The organism is Novosphingobium acidiphilum DSM 19966, assembly GCF_000429005.1.
GTDB classification, from domain to species: Bacteria; Pseudomonadota; Alphaproteobacteria; order Sphingomonadales; family Sphingomonadaceae; genus Novosphingobium; species Novosphingobium acidiphilum.
In genome coordinates, this window is sequence record NZ_AUBA01000025.1 from 1 (window position 1) to 15,414 (window position 15,414).

Below are 15,414 nucleotides of genomic sequence, written 5' to 3' on the forward strand. Positions count from 1 at the left end.
CCTACATGACGTTCCCCAAGGAACATCGGGCCAAGTTGCACAGCACGAATCCCATCGAACGCCTGAATGGCGAGATCAAACGCCGCACCGAAGTGGTCGGGATCTTCCCCAACGAAGGCGCGATCACCCGCCTGATCGGCGCCATCCTCATGGAGCAATCCGACGAATGGGCCGTCCAGCGCGCACGCTACATGACGCTTGAAACAATGGCGCCACTCAGCGACAATCCCATCGTCATGCTATCGGCTGTGCCCGGCGCATGATCGGCTCAAACTGACGCCGAAATCGGTGGTGGCCCCAATAAGCTACACCACGCCGTGGGACACGATCTGTGCATGCGCATATTATGCGATTCTATGCACTTACATGACACGACGCATAGGTGACCGGAGCCTGATGTGACAACCCCCCGGCCAGCCGCGATGGGCGCCAACTCTGCCCGAAAGGGCGGTGGGCAGCAGCGCAAATCCGCCGCGCGCCGGCCACAAACGCGCGGCGCAGGGCAGCACAATATCTCGATGTTCCATGATACTAGACCGGGCGGACCGGGCCGATCGCGTCATGCGAACGGCTGCCCGAACCGGCCGCGATAGCGCCAGGCTAAGTACCAATACTGTATGACATTTTGCGGAGAGGCCCGGTCAGACGGCGGCGCGAAGGTGCCATGGCCACCGCACTGTTCTGCCGCGCAACTGTCACAGCGCGGCGATTGTCATGGGCTATAACGGTCGCAATCCCGGGACCTTGTGTTCAATCATGATGATTACGCAATTCAAACATGGCCCTACGCAGGATTACGCAGACATGATTGGCGAGTGCCCCCCGCCCGGACCACGGCGGGCGGATCGTGCAAGCACATATTATGCGATTTTTGCAGGTCAGGCCTATTCCCATCGCGCCCGCCGCGTGATAGTTAATTTGAGTAAACACTCACCAGGCAGCCGGCGTATGGATTTGGGTACTCGGATCAAGACGATCCGGCTTGGAATGGGGCTGGATCAGGCGCATTTCGGGGCAATGCTCGGCGCATCGCAAAGCGCGGTGGCACGGTGGGAAAACGGATCTTCCCCCAGGGCCGCTGCCCTGCGGCAAATTGCGGCGCTGGCCACGATAAGCGTTGAAGATCTGCTGGGCGACGATCGTGTCCGCAACCCGGTCAAAGCGCACATCCCGGTAATCGGATATTTCGACGGCGTCCGGATTGTGCCGCACGATCGTCATTTTTCTCAATCGCTTGAAACCGACCTGTACCCTGCGGCAACCGACGGCACGACCATCGCAATCGAAATCCGCGATGACAGCCTGATGCCGATCGTCAATCCAGGGGCGTTTCTGATTTGCGAACCGACCCCGGTCGCGGGTCTGACGAAAATCCGCAAATCATTATATCTTATAAAACTTTCGAATGAAGACCATATCTTTGGCCGGCTTCACAAAAACGCCGACAATTCGTTCAGCGCAATTTCGACCAAGTCTGCGTTTCACGATAAAATTCATATCGAATGGCTGGCCGAGGTGCGTGCCATTGTCATCGGATGACCCCGCTGGCGATCGGCCGGAAGTTTGCGGCCAGAAGTTTGCGGCGAGGCATCGCGGTGGGGTATGGGGGCAGGTGCGATGCCTCGCCGCAGCACGGGCCAGCCCATTTGGGGGGGCTTGGGGCGGGCGGCCCGGCTAGGACATTCGGCGGCCCGCTGGGCTGCGCCGATAACTGCAAACGGCACGCGACCAGCCGCAATACCGGGGACTGATAGGCGCGACACGGACAGCGCGGCGCCGAAAGCCAGGGTTCTATCGGCGCCGCGTCGTCATCTTGTGGCTGTTGACCTATCATAGGTTAGTGGCAAACCCCTCACAAGCGAACTAGACCACGGCCATAAGAGATTTTATGACATGCCGATCATGCTGACCCGCCTGCGCACATTTGTCGAAGTCTATCGCCAGCGATCGATCAGCGGCGCGGCCCGTTCGCTCGAACTGACGCAGCCCGCGGTATCCCAGCACATCGCCAGCCTGGAAGGCGCGATCGGCCGCACCCTGTTTGAACGCCATCCCCACGGGGTAAACCCGACCCCTGCTGCCGATGAGCTGTCATCCGACATCGGTGATCGGCTGGATCTGGCCGAAGCCGCGCTGGCCAGCGCGCGCGCGCGCTCGGCCGACATGGCGGGCACCGTGCGCATTGTCGGCCATGCCGATTTCCTGTCCGAAGTGGTGGCACCGCTGCTGGTACCGCTGTTGAAAGACGGGTTGCGCGTGCGCATGGAAACCGCAGACCTTGACGGGGTGATCGCCGCATTGGTCGAGGGCCATTGCGATCTGGGCATTTCCGCCTTTTCGATCACCGACCGGCGGCTGAGCAGCGAACTGGTGCATTCAGAGCCGCTGATTGCGGTGGCCGCACCCTGCGTTGCCGCGCGCATCGCCGCAGCACCCGACCGCGCTGCTGCTTTGGCATCCGAACCCGTGCTGGCCTACAATATCGAACGCGCTTTGATCGATGAATGGCTGGAAGCCAACGGCCTGTATCGCAAGACGGTCAGCCCGGCCCTGATCGCGCCCGACTTGCGCGGGTTGCGCGCACTGCTTGCGGTGGGGTTTGGCTGGTCGGTGCTGCCGATCTATCTGTGCGCGGGCGAACTGTCGCGCGGTGAACTGGTCGAAATCCCTTCGCCTGTGCAGCGCATCGTCAATTCCTATTTCCTGGTCTGGTCACCGGCTGCGCTGCGCCAGCCGCGCATCGCCCATGCCCGCCGCACGCTGATCCAGCGATTGCAGCAGGCGCCGCAGGAAATCTGACCGGTCGGCGGATTCTTTTCATTTGTCGCGGTGGGACGCGCACCGCAAATCCGCTGAAACGGAGGCGTGTGCGATGCGGATCGGATTTATCGGGCTGGGCAATGTCGGTGGCAAACTGGCGGGCAGCCTGCTGCGCAATGGCCATGATGTGGTGGTGCGCGACCTGAACCCCGATCTGGTGGCGGAATTCACCGCCCGCGGGGCGGTTGCTGCCAACAGCCCGCGCGCCTTGGCCGAAGCGGTCGATATCGTGATCACCTGCCTGCCCTCGCCCGCTGCCAGCGCGGCCGTGGCCGAAGGGATCGACGGGTTTCTGCAAGTGCTCAGGCCCGGACAGGTGTGGATGGAAATGTCCACCACCGATTATGCCGAAGTGCTGCGCCTGGGCGCGGCGGTCGAGGCCTGCGGCGCGCTGTTCATGGAATGCCCGGTTTCGGGCGGATGCCACCGTGCCGAAACCGGCAACATCTCGATCTTTGCCGGCGGCCCGCGCGAAGGCTTTGACCGGGTGCTGCCGGTGCTGACCACGCTGGGGCGCCGCGTGCTGCACACCGGGCCCCTGGGCACGGCATCGCGGCTGAAAGTCATGACCAACTATCTGTGCACGGTGCACCTGGTCGCGCTGGCCGAGGCGCTGACCACGTGCAAGGCGGCCGGCCTGGACATGAACACCACCTACGAAGCGATCCGCATTTCGTCGGGCAACAGCTTTGTCCACGAAACCGAAAGCCAGGTTATCCTCAATGGCAGCCGCGACATCAATTTCACCATGGATCTGGTGTCGAAAGATATCGGCCTGTTCGATGATCTGGCGCAACAGCACGGCGTGCCGCTGGAAATGTCGCCGCTGATCGTGCGCCTGTTCAACGAAGCACGCGCGACGTATGGTGATCGCGAATTTTCGCCCAACATCATCCGCCGGTTTGAAGAACCGCTGGGCCTGAAAGTGCTGGGCACCGGTTTCCCCGACCAGATGGTCGACGATGAACCCGAAGAGCCGGGTTACGAGGTTGTCCCCAACCGCTGATTGGCGGTCAGCCACTCGATAAACAGCCGCACCGGCAGGCGTTCTACCGCGTTGCGCCGGCAGATCAGACCCCAGGCACCGGGGCACCGGACGCGGTGCGCCACCGGGCGAACCAGCCGCCCCGCGGCCAGATCGGCGTCGGCAAATGGCCCGTTGACCAGCGCGACACCGCGTCCGGCCAATGCCATTTCCAGCGCCACGGCCAGTGTATCGACCATCAGATAGGGCGCACCCGGCGCAAAAGCGACGCCGGCGGCGGCAAACCATTTCGCCCAGTTGTGTTCCTCGGTGTAATTGGCCACCAATGGCTGGCGCATCAGTGCAGCAGCATCCAGACTGCCGCCTGCACGGTCGAGAAACGCCGGGCTGCACACCGGATCAAGCGTGTAATCGAACAGCGGCACCCAATGGTAACGATCGGGATCGGGCGCGGCCTCGCAATAGATCAGGCCCAGATCGGCGTGCGCCTCGTCAAAGGTCCAGTCCACCGCGCACGTGGTCAGCGACAGCGTGATCGACGGATGGTCCTGCAAAAACAGCGGCACCCGCGGCGCCAGCCAGCGGATCGAGGCGGTGACATAGGTCTGCACCCGCAGCGGTGTGTCCTGCGTCTGGCGGCGCACCGCCTCAACCCCTTCGATCAGCGATTCGAAGGCGGCGCGCACATACGGATAAAACAGCCTGCCTTCTTCGGTTGACACCACGTGGCGGCCATCCTGCGCAAACAGGCGCACGCCCAGCGTTTCTTCGATCAGCTGAATCTGGTGGTTGATCGCAGGCGGGGTCAGGCACAGTTCCCCCGCCGCATCGCGGATCGACTGGTGACGCGTGGCCGCCTCGAACCCGCGCAGGGCTTTCAGCGGCGGCAGATCCCGCAAATTGAACCGCGAACTCATTGTTCCTCCAGCGATCGGAGGTCTATCGCTATCGCAGATTGCGATCCTGGGCCAGCATCGCGGCGCCTTTTTCGGCGACCATCACGGTTGGCGCATTGGTGTTGCCGCTGGTGACCGACGGAAACACCGAGGCATCGATCACGCGCAGCCCCTGAATGCCGTGCACGCGCAGCCGCGCATCGACCACCGATGTGCGCGGATCGGGCCCCATGCGGCAGGTCGATGTGGGGTGATAGACGGTGTCGGCGCGGGCGCGAAAATCGGCAAACAGCGCCTCGTCGTCGGCAACATCGGGTCCCGGCACCAGTTCTTCGACAATGATGTCGGCCAGCGGCCTGCTTTGCGCAATCTCGCGCAGCAGGCGCACGCCCATCCGCGCCTCGGCAATGTCCTGTTCGGTCGCCAGGTAATTGGGATGGATCGCCGGCGGCACAAACGGGTCGGCCGAGGTGATCGCCAGGTGGCCCCGGCTGGTCGGCCGGCACGAATTGAACGACAGCAGGAACGCGGGAAACGGATCGGGATTGAGCAGGCGCCGCGCCGCGATCGGCGTTTTGGTATAGCTGACCGGGCTGAAATAGAGCTGAAATGTCGGGTGCGCATCGTCGACCCGCGCCCGGACAAAGCCCCCCGCCTGGTTTACGCTCATCGACAAAGGCCCGCGCCGATCGATCATGTAGCGGATCGCGGCGGCAAGCTTGCCGGTGAACGGACGCAGCACATTGTTCAGCGTGGGCACCGACGTGCGATAGAAATAGCTGACCGCCAGGTGATCCTGCAGGTTCTGCCCGACCGCAGGCAGATCGGCCACGACAGGTATGCCCAGACCTTGCAGCAGCGCCGCATCGCCCACGCCCGACACTTGCAGCAATTGCGGCGATCCGATCGATCCGGCGCACAACACCACTTCGCGGCGCGCGCGGATAATCCGTTCACGCCCGCCCTGCCGGTACGCCACACCGACCGCGCGCGTGCCTTCGAACACCACGCGCAGCACGCGCGCCTTGCGAATCAGCGTCAGATTGGTGCGATGCCGCACCGGGTGGAAATAGGCATTGGCCGTCGACGCGCGCCAGCCGCCGCGCGTGTTGATCTGATAGATGCCGAAACCTTCGCCATCGGGGCCGTTGAAGTCCGCGGTGACGCGGTGGCCCAGCGTGCGCCCGGTTTCCAGAAACCAGTTGCACAACGGATGCACCGAGGCGGAAATGTCGGTGACATGCTGCGGCCCACCCTGCCCGTGAAAGCCGTCGGTGCGGATATCGTGATCTTCAGACCGGGTGAAAAACGGCAGCACATCGTCCCAGCCCCAGCCGGGATTGCCCGCCGCCGCCCAGCCATCGTAATCGTGCGGAAATCCGCGCACATGGACCATGGCGTTGATCGAGCCCGATCCGCCAACCACTTTGCCGCGCGGCCAATAGCTGCTGCGGCCGCCGAGTGAAGGCACCGCCTCGGTTTCGTACATCCAGTTGATGCGCTTGTCGAAAAAGGTGCGGCCATAACCGATCGGCAACTGGATCCAGATCGACAGGTCCGATCCGCCCGCCTCGAGCAGGGCCACCTTGGTCCAGGGATCTTCGGACAGGCGGCTGGCCACCACACAGCCGGCCGTGCCCGCGCCAATCACCACATAATCGGCTTCTTCGATCATCGAACGGGGTGCTGGGTCATATCAAGGTGCAGCATGGTGCCGGTATAGGGATGCGCCAGCGCCACCGCGTCGTTCAATTCGATGCCCAGGCCCGGCGCGGTGGACGGGATGACATGGCCGTCCTCGAACCGGATCGGGGTCTTGAGGATCTGCGCGTGGAAACCGCCCCAATCCTCGATCCCTTCCAGGATCAGGAAATTGGGCGAAGCGGTCGCCAGCTGGATATTGGCAGCCCCCACCACCGGCCCGCAATAGAGATGCGGCGCGATCTGCACATGGCGCACTTCGGCCATGCCCGCGATCTTCTTCGCCTCGAGCAAGCCACCCACGCGCCCCAGGTTGAGCTGCAGGATCGCCGCCGCGCCGCAATCGAGCAGGCGCGCAAAATCATACTTGGTGGCCAGCCGTTCGCCGGTGGCAATCGGGATCGAAGTGGCGCGCGCCACGCGCGCCGTCTCTTCGGGTGCGTCGGGCGGCAGCGGTTCTTCCAGCCACAGCGGATCATAAGGCTCAAGCCGTTTGGCCAGCCGGATTGCGCCCGCTGCGGTCATCTGCCCGTGCGTGCCGAACAGCAGGTCGGCGCGGCTGCCCACGGCTTCGCGCAAGATCCGGGCAAAACGTTCGCACAGATCGAGCGCCTCGAGCGACAGCTGCCGCCCGTCAAATGCAGAATACGGCCCGGCCGGATCGAACTTCAGCGCGGTAAAGCCCATGTCGAGATAGGTCTGCGCGCGTTCGGCCGCCAGATCGGGATCGTGGTAGACATCGGTCGCGTCGCCGGGGCGCGGGTAGATATAGGTATAGGCGCGCAGGCGTTCGTGCACCTGCCCGCCCAGCAGCTTGTACACCGGCTGGCCCGCCGCCTTGCCGATGATATCCCAGCAGGCCATTTCAAGCGCCGACAGCACGCCCATCACGGTCAGATCGGGGTGCTGGGTAAACCCGGCCGAATAGACCCGCCGCCACAGCATTTCGATATCATGCGGATCGGTGCCCTGGGCATAGCGCGCAAACATGTCTTCGCACATCTGCGCCACCAGATGCGGCGAAAACGGCACGCAATAGGCCTCACCCAGCCCGGTGATCCCGCAGGCCGTGGTCAGCCGCACAAACACGAAATAGCGCCCGCCGAAATGCGGCGGCGGATTGCCCACCACAAAGGTTTCGATACCGGTCAGCCGCATGGGTACCCTGCCATTGGTTTCCTCTTTTGCGCGCCGCACAAGGCCGGGGTAACGACAACGGCATGAACCACGCGCGACGCTGCGCGGCGTCGTCGTGCGCCAAAGTGTAAGTCCTCTACCCGCGCGGCAAGTGAAGCTTTTTGCCGGACCCGACAATTTCCTTATTGCGATAGCCCGATGTCGCGCGCGCCGCTATGGGCAGCCGATGTCTGCCACGCTTTCCATTTTCGTCGATGCCGACGCCTGCCCGGTCAAGGACGAGATCTACAAGGTTGCGTTCCGCCGCAACGTGCCCGTCACGGTGGTCAGCAACAGCCGCATGCGCCTGCCCGATCACCCGCTGATCACCCGCATGGTGGTCAGCGATGCGTTCGACGCCGCCGACGACTGGATCGCCGACAATTGCAGCGCGGCGAGCGTGGTGATCACTGCCGATATCCTGCTGGCCGATCGCTGCCTGAAGGCAGGCGCCACCGTGATCGGATCGAACGGCAAACCGTTCACGCATGCATCGATCGGCGCGGCGATCGCCACGCGCGCGATCATGGCCGATCTGCGCGCCGGCGGTGACGCCATCGGTGGCCCGCCGCCCTTTGCCAAAGCCGATCGGTCGCGGTTTCTCCAGGCGCTCGATGAAGCGCTGGTGCGGCTGGCCCGATGACCCACGACGCGATCATTCTGGGCGCCGGCGCGGCCGGCCTGATGTGTGCCGCCACGGCCGGACAGCGCGGCCGGCGCGTGCTGTTGCTTGACCATGCGCCCGAAGTGGGCCGCAAGATCCTGATTTCGGGCGGCGGGCGGTGCAATTTCACCAATCTGGGCACCGTGCCCGACCGGTTTATTTCGCAAAACGCGCATTTCGCCAAATCGGCGCTGAGCCGTTACACCCCGCACGATTTCCTGGCGCTGGTCGAACGCCACGGCATTGCCTGGCACGAAAAAACCCTGGGGCAATTGTTTTGCGACGGATCGGCGCGGCAGATCGTGGCGATGCTGCTGGACGAATGCGCGCGCGGGGGCGTAGATATCCGCTGCAACGCGCAGATCGGCGAAGTCGCGCATGCCGATGGCCTGTTTCGCGTTGGCGCGGCCAGCGCGCCGGCGCTGGTCATTGCCACCGGCGGGCCTTCGATCCCCAAGATGGGCGCCACCGGCTTTGCCTATGAACTGGCACGGCGGTTCGGGCTGAAAGTGGTGCAGCCGCGTCCCGCGCTGGTGCCGTTGACGCTGGCGGGCGAAGACCTGCTGTTCCGCGAACTGTCGGGCGTGTCGTCCGACGTCATCGCACGCTGCGGCAAGGCGGCCTTTCGCGAGGCGGCGCTGTTCACCCACCGCGGGCTGTCGGGCCCGGCCATCCTGCAAGTGTCGAGCTATTGGCAGCATGGCACGCCGATCGATGTGCAGTTCCTGCCCGACCGCGCGCCCGGATGGCTGCTTGCCGCCAAGGCCGCGCACCCGCGCGCCGGGATGCGCCGCATGCTGCGCGATGGCCTGCCCGAACGATTGGCCGACGTGCTGTGCGAACGCCTGGCGATCGACAGCGAACTGGGCGCGACCACCGACCGCAAGCTTGCCGCCGCCGAGGCGCAATTGGCCGCCTGGCGGTTTACCCCCAACGGCAGCGAAGGCTACGCCAAGGCCGAAGTAACCGCCGGCGGCATCGCCACCACCGAACTGTCGTCCAAGGACATGCAATCACGCCGCGTGCCGGGGCTCTATGCCATCGGCGAAGCAGTCGACGTGACCGGCTGGCTGGGCGGCTACAACTTTCAATGGGCATGGGCGAGCGGTTGGGCCGCTGCGTTGGCGATATAGGGTCCGGACCACCCGTCAGGAGATTTGACATGATACCCCGCGAATTGATCGACACCGCGCAAGTCCCCGATGGCGAAGAGCTGCGGCTGTATCGCCACGGCACCGACTTCATGATCGTGCTCGATCGCAATGAATTGATGAGCACGCGCCAGCGCGGGTCGGAAGAGGCGCTGGCGACGATGGCCGTCGCGCGCATCGCCAAGACGCCGCGCCCGCATGTGCTGGTGGGGGGCTATGGCATGGGCTTTACCTTGCGCGCAGCACTGGCGGCACTGCCCGCCGATGCCATGGTCACCGTGGCCGAAGTGCTGCCCGATATCATCGAGTGGGCGCGCGGGCCGATGGCCGAAGTGGCCGCCGGTTGCCTGGATGACCCGCGCGTGCACCTGATCGTGGGCGACGTGGTCAAAGTGATCGAACGCTCGCCCGAAACCTTCGATGCCATCCTGCTCGATGTCGACAACGGCCCCGACGGGCTGGTCCGCCCCGACAACAATCGGCTCTATTCGCGCCGCGGCCTGGCCATCGCCGGCGAAGCGCTGCGCCCCGGCGGCGTGCTGGCGATCTGGTCTGCGGCCAAGGACGAACGCTTTGCCCGGCGGCTGGACGAGGCAGGCTTTGACGTGGACGAAGTGTTCGTGCGCGCCCGCTCCAACGGCAAAGGCGCCAAGCACGTGATCTGGTTCGCCACACAGGCCTGAACGCTATCGGCTGCTGGGCGCGCCCTTGATCCCCAGCCACAACGCGGCATTGAACTTTGCCGTGTCGAGCTTGTCCTCACCCGAAAAATCCTGCCCGGCCATGGCCGCCGCCCACCATTGCGCCGGACGTTCGGGCAGGACACCTGCCGGGCGGGTCATGGCCTGGCGCAGCGCCGGCTTGGGCAGGTCGGTCGCATCGAGCGGTTGCGGCCATTTGGCGGTGTATGTCCAGGGCGCGTTGACGCTGGCCGGGTCGAACGCCTGCGCCATCGGCAGCGCGGTGCTGTCGTTAAGGCCAAGCGCGGGCAGATCGAGCAGGCGCTCGATCGTCTTGATCAGGTTGACCGTGGAATAGCGGGTGGAAATCACCGTACCCCGCCTGACCCCGGGGCCCGCCAGATAGACGACCGAACGGTGCGCATCGACATGGTCGGCACCGTCCTGCGCATCGTCTTCGACCACCGCGATCAGCGTGTCGGCAGCGGCGGGACTGTGCGCCACCGCCTCGACCATGCGGCCCAGCGCATAATCGTTGTCCGCCATTTGCCGGTCGGGGGTGTTCACCCCGTCGATCGCCTCGTCAAAATCGCCGAAGTGATCGTGATCGATGCGCAGCAGCGTCAGGCGCGGAGTCTGGCCTGCCGCCACGCGGGGCAGCCAATCGCGTTTCCATTCCTCGACCAGCCAGTAATCGGGAAAGCCCTGGTCAAAACTGCGGTAATACGGATCGGTCACCGGATCGAGCCGCGCGTCTGCCGACCACATCACGCGCAGGCCCGCGGCATGCGGATCGCGTTCACGCGGCACGCGGTTTGCGCCAGCCTCTTTGCCATAGCGCGACAGATCGCCATAAAATCCGTAATTGCGTACCGACAGCCCGCGCGCCATGGCCGCAGCCCACAGCGATCCGGCACCGGCTGCGCCATCGGGCACATCGGGATTGGCCCTGTGCCGATCGGCAGCGCCCAGCGCCACATTGACAAAGCGATTGGTGCCTTCGCTTTCATAAGCCAGCCCCTTGCCGGCATAGCCGATCGGGGTGATCCGTTCGAGCAAGTCGACCGCGCGCGCCTGCGTCGACCAGCTCCAGCCCGTGGCCGAAACTTCGCCCGCGTCGAAAAAGCGGTCAAACGTCACGAATTCGCGCGCCAGCGCGTGGTGGTTGGGGGTCATGTTGCCCGGAAACAGCGCCAACGTTGCATCGCCATCGCCCGGCCGCAGATCGCCCAGCAACTGGTCATAGGTGCGGTTTTCCTTGACGATATAGATCACGTTCCTGATCCGCCCGCGCAGTGCCGCCATCACCCCTTCTGCCGCTTGCGCGGCTTTCGCTGGGGGCAATTGCAGGTTGCGCACCACGCGCGCGCGCAACGCGGCAAAGGTCGCATCAGCCGGCAAGGGTGCGGTCAACAGCGATCCGGTCTGCAATTGCAGGACATAACGGCCCGAGGCGCGGCACGGACCCAGATCGCTGCGCCTGGTGCCCAGCGTGTTGCGGCAGGCGCCCGGATTGGGGCCGGGAACGCCCTTGAAATTGGCCAGTGCCAGCCGGTTTCCGATCGTTGCCACAGCAGCGGGATACCAGCCGGTCGGTGCCATGCCGACCACTTGCGCGGCACTGCCCGAAGGCCGCGCCAGCGTGCGCGGCCAATCGATCGAAGCCACCGCGTTGATCCCGCCCAGCGTCACCAGCACGCGGCCCTTTGCACCAAACGCCAGTGCATCGGGATTAAGCCCCCTGGGCCGCAGCGCCCCCGGTACATCACCGGTGACCAGAACCGGATATTCGGCAACGGACCTGCCATCTGCGGCCAATGCGATCAGCGTGTCGGCATTGTCGCCCGTGGCCAGCACGCGGCCATCACCCAGCGCCAGCAGCGCGGTCGGCTGCCCTTGCGTCCTGGCGCGCGCCACCACCTGCATGCGATCGCCGTCAAGCCCAAGCGTGATCAGCTCGCGATCGCGCGGGACTGAAACGACCGCATGCCCCGGTGCCGCCATGACAATCCGGTACGGATAGGTACCGCCCGGCACACCGCGCTGGCCCGCATCGATCTTGCCCGGGCGCAAATCGATCTCGCCCACCACCGCACGCCGTGCCGTATCGACCAAAGAGACCGAATCATTGAAGAAATTGGCCACCAGCACACGTGTTTCGCCGGCCCAGACCACACCCGCCGCCGCCGGCTTGACCCGCAGGCCCAGCCCCGCCTTGTGCCCCAGCGTGATCGGCGCGCCATCGGCCACCAGCGCCTTGCCATCCCAGCGGAACAGCGCCACGCCGTCGACAAAGCCCGTCGTCGCGGCAATCCTGGTGCCATCGGGCGACCAGGCAAGCCCTCCAAACGCGGCAGGCAAAGGCGCCTCGGCGATCTTGACCGCGCCCGTCGCCCCGACCCGGAACAGCATCAGCCGCTCGGTCGAATGGGCATAATCGGTCGCGCCGCCGGGCAGCGCCATGCCGTTGAAGCCCGATGTCAGCACCGCCAGCACCGTGCCATCGGGGCTGGTCGCCAGGGCTGAAGGATTGGTGATCGCAGGCGACGATGCGGTGCCGTCAAGCGTGCCCAGCCCCGTCAGCCGCGCGCCCGGCATCGCCAGCGGGGTCAGTGCCATGCCGGGGGCCGTCACAGCATCATCGTCATCGGCATCGCGCGCCAGCGCGGGCGCCGAAACAGACAGCAAGACCTGCGCCGCCAGTAAAAGCCGTGCGATCTTCATACCCTGACCCCTTTGCAACAGGCTTTGCGTAACGGGGTTATATGATCGTTTTGCGTCTGGGAAAAAAGGATCTCCTATTCCTTGGTGCGCAGACGCAAGACCGCGGATGACACCGACCCCGGCACCGCGCGCGCCAGCCTGGCGCGCAGGCCCGACAGGAACTGGCGCTCGGTGGCATAGCTTTGCGGATCGCCTTCAAACAGCGGGTCGACCGATCCGATCGCGATCACCATTTCCGCCCCATAGGGCGCGCCCACCTGAAACTGCACTTGCGCGGTGCCGCCGGTGCCGATGCCGACCTGGCGATGGCCATGCCGATCAGGCGCGGGCTGACCGCGGTAAATCGTCACCGCGCTGCCATCGGCCTGCAGATAGATCACGGTCAGCCAGGGCCGCGCAGCGGTGGTTTCGGCGCTGAACCCGAACTTTTCACCCGCGTTCAAGACCACCGGATCGCCTGTGCGCGCGGTGCCGGTTTCGGTTTGTGCCACCAGGTGCACGCCACCTGCGCCCAGCGGTGTGGCCAAAGTCTGTTCGGCCTCGCACTGCGGCCAGGGATGGAAATCCATCGTCCATTTGCCATGCGCGTCCACCGCCAACATCGCCTTGTGCAGGGCATCAAGCGACTCTTCGCTGCCGGCAAAGCCCGACAGCGTCAGATGATCGCCCTTTTCCTCAAGCCGTGCCACGCCGCAGGGCAAGGCGGCAATCCGTGCATCGAGCGCCTGACGCGGGGTCAGATTGGCATCGGCGGCCGGGTGCGCCGGCATGTCATCGGCGCGTTGCAGGGCATAGGCCTCACCGACCAGCAGGCGGAACGTATCATAGCTGATCCAGGCATACCCGGCATCGCCCCAGGTGGTGCCCCAGCTGTTGATCAGCCGAAACGCCTGGCGATCCTCGTCATACCCGACCAGGGTCATCGCGTGCAGGTTGGTCGATTCCAGCGTGGCGTGGGTGTAAATTGTCGGGCCCGCCAGGCGCATGAAATCATCCAGCGCGGGCATTGCAAAGACCACCGGTTCGCCGCGGAACAGCGCGCCCTTGATATCGTCGATCACCACCGGGCTGCGCCGGTCACCCGGCTTTTCGCGATCGATTGCCTGCCACCCGCCCAGCCTTTGCGCTGCCTGCGCGCTGACCAGCGAATGCTGCACGGGTTCGGCGCAAGTGTCGGGTGTGTCGGGAAATTCGGCCAGCGACACCGTGCCTTCGGATTTAAGGAACGTCAGCGCATCGACAATCCGCGTCGGCACCGAACACCCCGATCCGCGCGGTCGCAGCCGGTTGTAGACATAAGCCGGGCTGGGTTCCTCGCTCGTGGCGAGTGGCCGGTGGCCAAGCGCCGCACCACGCAGATAGCCCAGCCCCGAATACGTCGTCGCCCAGGCGGTGCAATCGGGCTTGGGCGCCTGGTTTCCGGGCACCGGAAACAGCGCGGACAGATCGACCCGTTTTGGCAGCCACGCGCGAAACTTGCCCAGCTTGGGCAAGCGGTCATAGTCGTCCGGCGCAATCGGGGCGAGCCCGGTGGGATAGCGCGCGGCCTGGGCTTGAGGAACCTCGGCCGGGGCAGTTTGCGCCTGTGCGCCACCCGGCACGCTGCACATCAGCAAGGCCATGCCCGAACCAAGCGCCATGCGGATCGATTGCAATGTCGCCGCCACGGTCAAAACCGGTAACCGAGCGTCAAGGTCGCCGAGTCATAGCCGCTGTTGGCCACATAGGCGAAATGCGAATGGGTATAGAGCAGGCCCACGCGCAGCTGTTCGAACCCGTTTTTCTGTTCAGCCTCGCGCGTGCGGACGCCTATGCTCAGCCCCGCTTCGTGTTCGTGCTTGTAGGTCACCGGATCGCCGGTGGTCACGGTATAGACATAGCTGGCCCGCAACGAGGACTGGCGGCCGAACATCCGGCTTTTCAACGGCAATTGATAGGCCAGGCCGTTGCGGAACACCCAGTTGATGGTCGGCGCAAAAAAATCTTGCGAGGTCAGTATTTTGGCCGAATGGGTATAGGATACCGAATTGCCGATGATCAGATCGCCGCGGCCGATCTGGCGAATTTGATATCGGCTGGACAGCGAAGCCGTGGCCAGTTCGCCGTTGCCCCCGAAAAATCCACCCGCACCGGCCACGCCATAGGCCACCCGCGGGGTGATCAGCCAGTTGGGCAGGACCGGCATTTCCAGCCCGACGTTGACGGTGCCCAGCACCGCCGTCGCACCCTTTTCCGAACCGAAGGCCGAGGTGATCGTGCCGGCCTGGATCACGTTGACCGGTGCATCGATCACCAGCCGCGCCCGGCTGCCCTTGAACACGCGCCGCGCGTGCTGATAATGCGCATCATAGCGCTCACCGGTTTCACCCGGCACGCCCCAATACGTGAACGCGCCGCCGATCGTATCGGAATCGCCTTCGGGGCCAAGCCGTGCGTCACCCTCGGGGTCGACCGTTTCCAGATCGAGCGCGGTCTTTGCTGCCTGGAACTGCAGGCTGTTGGGGCTGCCGTAGGTCGGATAATAGGCCCCGCCATATGTCGTCTGCTGAGCCCTGGCCATGCCCGGCACGATGGCAACTGCAATGAAAAGCCCCGCAATCCACTTCATCGACGTATC

The 15,414-nt window shown here is 64.8% G+C and carries 13 protein-coding genes; 7 read left to right on the forward strand and 6 right to left on the reverse strand.

Annotation, left to right across the window (positions count from 1 at the left end; translation table 11 throughout):
* From G404_RS19515 to G404_RS0116255, 4 genes are all read left to right on the forward strand, one after another.
* Positions 1 to 263: transposase (locus G404_RS19515; RefSeq protein WP_036521818.1), on the forward strand; the 263-nt coding region annotated here is incomplete at its 5' end.
* A gap of 493 nt (positions 264 to 756) precedes the next feature.
* Positions 757 to 1,539 carry a helix-turn-helix domain-containing protein gene (locus tag G404_RS0116245; protein ID WP_169719728.1) on the forward strand — a complete coding sequence of 261 codons (783 nt, stop codon included), beginning with the start codon at positions 757 to 759 and terminating at the stop codon, positions 1,537 to 1,539.
* 354 nt (positions 1,540 to 1,893) lie between these two features.
* Positions 1,894 to 2,799 (forward strand): LysR family transcriptional regulator, encoded by a 906-nt coding sequence (locus tag G404_RS0116250; protein ID WP_245584568.1) that lies wholly within the window; start codon positions 1,894 to 1,896, stop codon positions 2,797 to 2,799.
* 22 nt (positions 2,800 to 2,821) lie between these two features.
* On the forward strand, positions 2,822 to 3,826 hold the full coding sequence (locus G404_RS0116255; protein WP_342663727.1) for an NAD(P)-dependent oxidoreductase: 1,005 nt from the start codon (positions 2,822 to 2,824) through the stop codon (positions 3,824 to 3,826).
* Here the strand turns inward: G404_RS0116255 and G404_RS0116260 are convergent.
* From G404_RS0116260 to G404_RS0116270, 3 genes are read right to left on the reverse strand one after another with little or no spacing between them, the layout of a single operon-like run.
* Complete coding sequence (locus G404_RS0116260; protein ID WP_028642005.1) at positions 3,802 to 4,722, reverse strand: LysR substrate-binding domain-containing protein; 921 nt, start codon at positions 4,720 to 4,722, stop codon at positions 3,802 to 3,804. The two genes, G404_RS0116255 and G404_RS0116260, sit on opposite strands and share 25 nt — an antisense overlap.
* 28 nt (positions 4,723 to 4,750) lie before the next feature.
* A complete protein-coding gene (locus G404_RS0116265; protein WP_211230798.1) occupies positions 4,751 to 6,376 on the reverse strand; it encodes a GMC family oxidoreductase in 1,626 nt (541 codons plus the stop codon).
* Positions 6,373 to 7,560, reverse strand: coding sequence for a mandelate racemase/muconate lactonizing enzyme family protein (locus G404_RS0116270; RefSeq protein ID WP_028642007.1), 1,188 nt, complete (start codon positions 7,558 to 7,560; stop codon positions 6,373 to 6,375). The genes G404_RS0116265 and G404_RS0116270 overlap by 4 nt, the downstream gene beginning before the upstream one ends.
* Before the next feature lie 205 nt (positions 7,561 to 7,765).
* Here G404_RS0116270 and G404_RS0116275 point away from each other — a divergent pair, with 205 nt between their 5' ends.
* Genes G404_RS0116275 through G404_RS0116285 form a run of 3 tightly spaced genes read left to right on the forward strand, consistent with a single transcriptional unit; the run spans position 7,766 to position 10,076 of the window.
* Positions 7,766 to 8,221 carry a YaiI/YqxD family protein gene (locus G404_RS0116275; RefSeq protein ID WP_028642008.1) on the forward strand — a complete coding sequence of 152 codons (456 nt, stop codon included), beginning with the start codon at positions 7,766 to 7,768 and terminating at the stop codon, positions 8,219 to 8,221.
* A complete protein-coding gene (locus tag G404_RS0116280; RefSeq protein WP_028642009.1) occupies positions 8,218 to 9,375 on the forward strand; it encodes a BaiN/RdsA family NAD(P)/FAD-dependent oxidoreductase in 1,158 nt (385 codons plus the stop codon). Before G404_RS0116275 ends, G404_RS0116280 begins: the two co-directional genes overlap by 4 nt.
* 29 nt (positions 9,376 to 9,404) lie before the next feature.
* Positions 9,405 to 10,076, forward strand: coding sequence for a spermidine synthase (locus tag G404_RS0116285; RefSeq protein WP_028642010.1), 672 nt, complete (start codon positions 9,405 to 9,407; stop codon positions 10,074 to 10,076).
* A 3-nt stretch (positions 10,077 to 10,079) separates the two neighbouring features.
* Here G404_RS0116285 and G404_RS19520 read toward each other — a convergent pair whose 3' ends face one another.
* The 3 genes from G404_RS19520 to G404_RS0116300 all read right to left on the reverse strand — a co-directional run bounded on the left by G404_RS19520 (position 10,080) and on the right by G404_RS0116300 (position 15,405).
* A complete protein-coding gene (locus G404_RS19520) occupies positions 10,080 to 12,797 on the reverse strand; it encodes a hypothetical protein (protein WP_051280891.1) in 2,718 nt (905 codons plus the stop codon).
* A 74-nt stretch (positions 12,798 to 12,871) separates the two neighbouring features.
* Positions 12,872 to 14,464 carry a C1 family peptidase gene (locus tag G404_RS0116295; RefSeq protein ID WP_245584569.1) on the reverse strand — a complete coding sequence of 531 codons (1,593 nt, stop codon included), beginning with the start codon at positions 14,462 to 14,464 and terminating at the stop codon, positions 12,872 to 12,874.
* 2 nt (positions 14,465 to 14,466) lie between these two features.
* The gene (locus G404_RS0116300) at positions 14,467 to 15,405 is read right to left on the reverse strand and encodes a hypothetical protein (RefSeq protein ID WP_028642012.1); all 939 of its coding nucleotides are present in this window, start codon (positions 15,403 to 15,405) and stop codon (positions 14,467 to 14,469) included.
* Positions 15,406 to 15,414 lie beyond the last annotated feature (9 nt).